The organism is Amycolatopsis kentuckyensis (genome assembly GCF_002155975.1).
Lineage (GTDB): Bacteria > Actinomycetota > Actinomycetes > Mycobacteriales > Pseudonocardiaceae > Amycolatopsis > Amycolatopsis kentuckyensis.
The window spans coordinates 1-4,064 of record NZ_MUMI01000412.1 but is presented as its reverse complement, the minus strand read 5'-3'; the positions used below and the strand labels follow the sequence as shown (position 1 = coordinate 4,064).

The window sequence follows — 4,064 nt, the reverse complement described above, 5'->3', positions numbered from 1 at the left end:
GCCGCGGTCTACCGGCGCCTGTGGGGCTGGCCGCTGCGCTCGCCGCGCCACCTCGTCGGCGCGCTCGTGTTCCTGGCCGTCCTCATCACCGCGCTCGGCATCGTGCTGCCGAAGGTGGTCGGCAAGCCGCAGGCCAAGGCGTCGCCGGGCGGCCCGGGGACGACCACCTCGGTCACGACCACCCCGCCGGGTGTCGCGGCGCCGGTCCCGACGTCGAACCTGCCGACGCGGCTGTCCACGCCGCTGGCCACCCCCACGCCGACCACGCCGAACGCCGACGCGATCCGCGTCGCCAAGGAGTGGGCCGCGGCCTGGGTGCGGCACCCGGCCGGCATCACCTCCGAGCAGTGGCTCGCGCAGCTGAAGCCGTTCACCACCGAGGAGTACCTGCCGCAGATGGCGACGGTGGACCCGGCGAACATCCCGGCGACGAAGGTCACCGGTGAGCCGGCCGTCGGCACGGCCTACCCGAGCTCGGTGCAGCTGACCATCCCGACCGACGGGCCGAAGCTGGCCATCACGGTGGTGAGCACCAACGCCGGCTGGCGGGTCGCCGACTACGACCAGGCGAGCTGACCGTGCGGCGCCTGGGGTTGTGGCTGGGGCTGGTCGTGTTCCTCGCGATCGGTGCCCTGGTCGTGACCGCGGTCGCCGCCAAGGTCGTCATCGACAACCAGCAGGCGCAGGCCCGCGGCGTCAACCTGATGAGCTGTGACGCCTCGGTCGGGCCGACGCAGCCCGGCCAGGGCGACCGCGGCACGGTCGACGCGTCGAAGCTGGACGAAGAGCAGCGCGGCATCGTCGCGCTGATCATCTCGATCGGCAAGCAGCGGACGCTCGCGCCGCGCGCGTGGCAGGTCGCGATCCAGGCCGGGATGACCGAGTCCGGCCTGCACAACCTGACCTACGGCGACCGCGACTCCCAGGGCATCTTCCAGATGCGGCCGTCGATGGGCTGGGGCTCGGTCGCCGAGGTGACGAACCCGACGTACGCGGTCAACAAGTTCTACGACGTGCTGCTCGCGGTGCCGGACTGGGAGAACAAGCGCCCCGGCGACGCGGCCCAGGCGGTGGAGCGCTCGGGCTTCCCGGACCGCTACCACAAGTGGGAGCCGATGGCGGCGACGCTGGTGGAGACGGTCGGCCAGGTCGTGGACGTCGTCGCCTGCGGCACCGGCCTGGGCGCGCTGCTGCCGCCGAGCCAGGCCGCCGGGCAGGCGATCAGTTTCGCGCTGGGCGAGCAGGGGAAGCCGTATGTGTGGGGCGCCACGGGTCCGGATTCGTACGACTGTTCGGGCCTGATGCTGCGCGCGTACGAGTCGGCGGGGATCATCCTGCCGCGCGTCTCCCGCGACCAGTACCACGCCGGCGCGTACCTGCCGGTGCGCGACGCGCAGCCCGGTGACCTGCTGTTCCTCGCCACCGACCCGTCGGACCCCTCCTCCATTCACCACGTGATGATGTACCTGGGGGACAACAAGATCGTCGAGGCGCAGCAGACGGGCGTCCCGGTGCACACCCGGGCCTTCTCGTTCGACGAGCGCGAACTGGTGCCGCAGGCGGTCCGCCCCGGCGTTTAGCATGGGTCGCGAGGGCCTGGACAGGATCGGCCGATTCACCCGACGTCGCGGCGCTTCCACGAGCAGGTGACCGCGTACTGGCAGAGGATGAGCACGTGGGACGCAAATTCGGCAGGAGGGGCAAGCCCGGAGCGGGTGAGCCCCGGGACCCGGCGGCGCTGTTCGGCGCGCCTCAGCCGCCCCGGCAGAGTGCGCGTCCCGTGTCCAGCACACCGCTCGCGGACCAGCTGGGCCAGGGTTACCCGGGGGTGGACGCGGGGTACGTGGTGCTGCCGCGGTCGCTGGCCGAGGGGATGTCGCTGCCGTGGCAGCACCAGATGGCGGCGTTGCTGGCCCAGTTCCACGCGGAGAACGCGGGGTTGGCGTGGCCGATCTACCGGGTGGTGCCCTCGCGCTACGAGAAGCTGGCGGACCTCGACGAGGAACAGCTCGCGGAGGCGGGCTACCTGGTGGAGATGGACGCGGACGGCGAGATGGTCTACCGCGAGCGGAGCGGCCGGAAGGTCCCGGACCCGGAGAACACGTCGGTCCTGGTGTCGTGCCTGGACCCGATCCCGAAGCCGGCGGGCCGCCCGGCGCCTCCGGCGGCATCGCCCGCAGGTCCGGCCGCGGCCCCGGCGCCGATGAACATCGGCCCGGCCCCGGTGTGGCGGACGGTGCCCCACCCGCCCCCGGCGCAGTCGGTGCCGGGGACGCCTGAGCAGCACGTGCCCGGGGTGTGGGGGCGGCCGGGTTCTTCGCCATCTTCGCCGTCGTCGTCGGATCAGGAGCCGCCTGTGGCGTCGGCTCCGGTCGAGCCGGAGTGGTCGGTGGCGGCCGAGTCCGACTTGCCGGGGCCGGTGAAGGCACCGCCATCGCCTCGGCACGCAGCGCCGGAAGTGCGCAGCGCGGTCCCGCCGGTTCCCGAGCCGACACCCCAAGCGCCGGCGGAGCCCCTTACGTCCGCGAGCGAAGCGAACCCGCAGGACGCAGACCGGCCGGAAGGGACGCCGGCGCCGGTCGAATCGCCACTGCGCGAGGTCGCCGGATCAGCGCCGGGTGAATCGGCCGATCAGCTGGGTGCCTCGGAATCGGCCGAACCGGAAGGGCCGGAAGCTGCCGCATCGACTTCGGCCGAATCGGTGCCCGAGGAGCCCGAGCAGCAGGAAGCTGCGGCACCGGCACCGGCATCGGTATCGGCATCCGCTGCGGCATCGGGGGAAGCCACTCGCCCGGAGGCGGGTGAGCCTGCGGCCGAACCGGTGCCATCGGACGAGCCCCAGGCTGAGGCTGCACCCCCACCCGCCGAGTCGCAGGCAAGCGAACCCGAGCCGGTCGTACCCAGCGCGGAACAGAAGCCGGTCGATCCGGCGGAGCCTGCTTTCGAGCAGGGAGCGCCCGCTGCACGGCAGGAAGTGCACTCGGCTAGCCCGCAGCCGGGCAGTGCCCCCGACGCCCCGCAGCCGACGTCTGCCGCAGGAAGCACCCAGGCCGCCCCCGAGACGGTTCCCCAGCCAACGGCTGCCTCGGAAGCGCAGCCACAGGCCGAACCACCGGCATCGGACGACGTTCCCCAGCCGACGGCTCCGACAAGCGACGCCCTGCCGCCAGCCGAGTCAACAGGCGGCGCGCACCCGGCCGCCGAATCGCAGCCGGCAACGGATGTTCCCCAGCCGAGCGCTGCCTCGGGCGATGCACCATCGGAGCCGCAGGCTCCGATGATCGGCTCCCACCTGCCCAGGCCGCCTTGGGGACCAGCAGGCTTGCCGGCCCCCGGTATCAGCCCGGACGCCGCACCCGTGCCGACTCAGGGCATCGGCCCGGCCCCCGCCGCCGAACAGGGGGCCGGCTCGGTTCCCGACCACGGCACCGCAGCTGTGCCGGGCGTTGTGCCCGTGCAGGGTACGACTCCGGCTCCCGCACCCAGTTCCGCCCCGCAGCCAGGCACCCCACAGGGGCCGAGCCCCCAGCCGGGCATCGCGCCCGCGCAGGGCAGCGCCCCGGCCGGTTCCCAGACGACACCCAGCGGGCCGACCCAAGGCCCGCTCGGTTCCCCAATGGCACCCGGCGCCCCGGCCTCCACCCCGGCGGCCCCCAGCACTTCGGCTCCCGGCCCGGCACAGGCCCCGGTCGCCTCGCCAGCGGTGCCGGACGCCCCCGCTTCCGGCCCGGCGCATCGCCCGGCCAGCTCCCCAGCGGTATCCAGCACTCCGGTTCCTGGCCCGGCCGGCTCTCCAATGGCGCCCGGCTCCCTGGCTTCCAGTTCGGCGCAGGATCCGGCTGGAAGCTCTTCAACGGCACCGGGCACCCCGGCTCCCAACTCAGTACAGGGCCCGGCTGGCTCGCCAGTGGCGCCCGCCACCCCGGCTACCGGCCCGGCGCAGGGCCCGGCTGGCTCGCCAGCGGCACTCGGCGCCCCTGCTTCCGGCCCGGCGCAGGGCCCGGCTGGCTCGCCACCGGCACTCGGCACCCCGGCCACCGGCCCGGCTGGCTCGCCAGCGGCAC

2 protein-coding genes are annotated in these 4,064 nt (G+C 74.0%); both read left to right on the top strand.

The window, feature by feature from the left end; all coding sequences use genetic code 11:
* The coding region (locus CCN39_RS33990; RefSeq protein ID WP_086849001.1) for a hypothetical protein at nt 1–576 on the top strand (576 nt) is incomplete at its 5' end.
* A gap of 17 nt (nt 577–593) precedes the next feature.
* A complete protein-coding gene (locus CCN39_RS33985; RefSeq protein ID WP_434781144.1) occupies nt 594–1,580 on the top strand; it encodes a C40 family peptidase in 987 nt (328 codons plus the stop codon).
* The last annotated feature ends 2,484 nt before the right edge of the window (nt 1,581–4,064 follow it).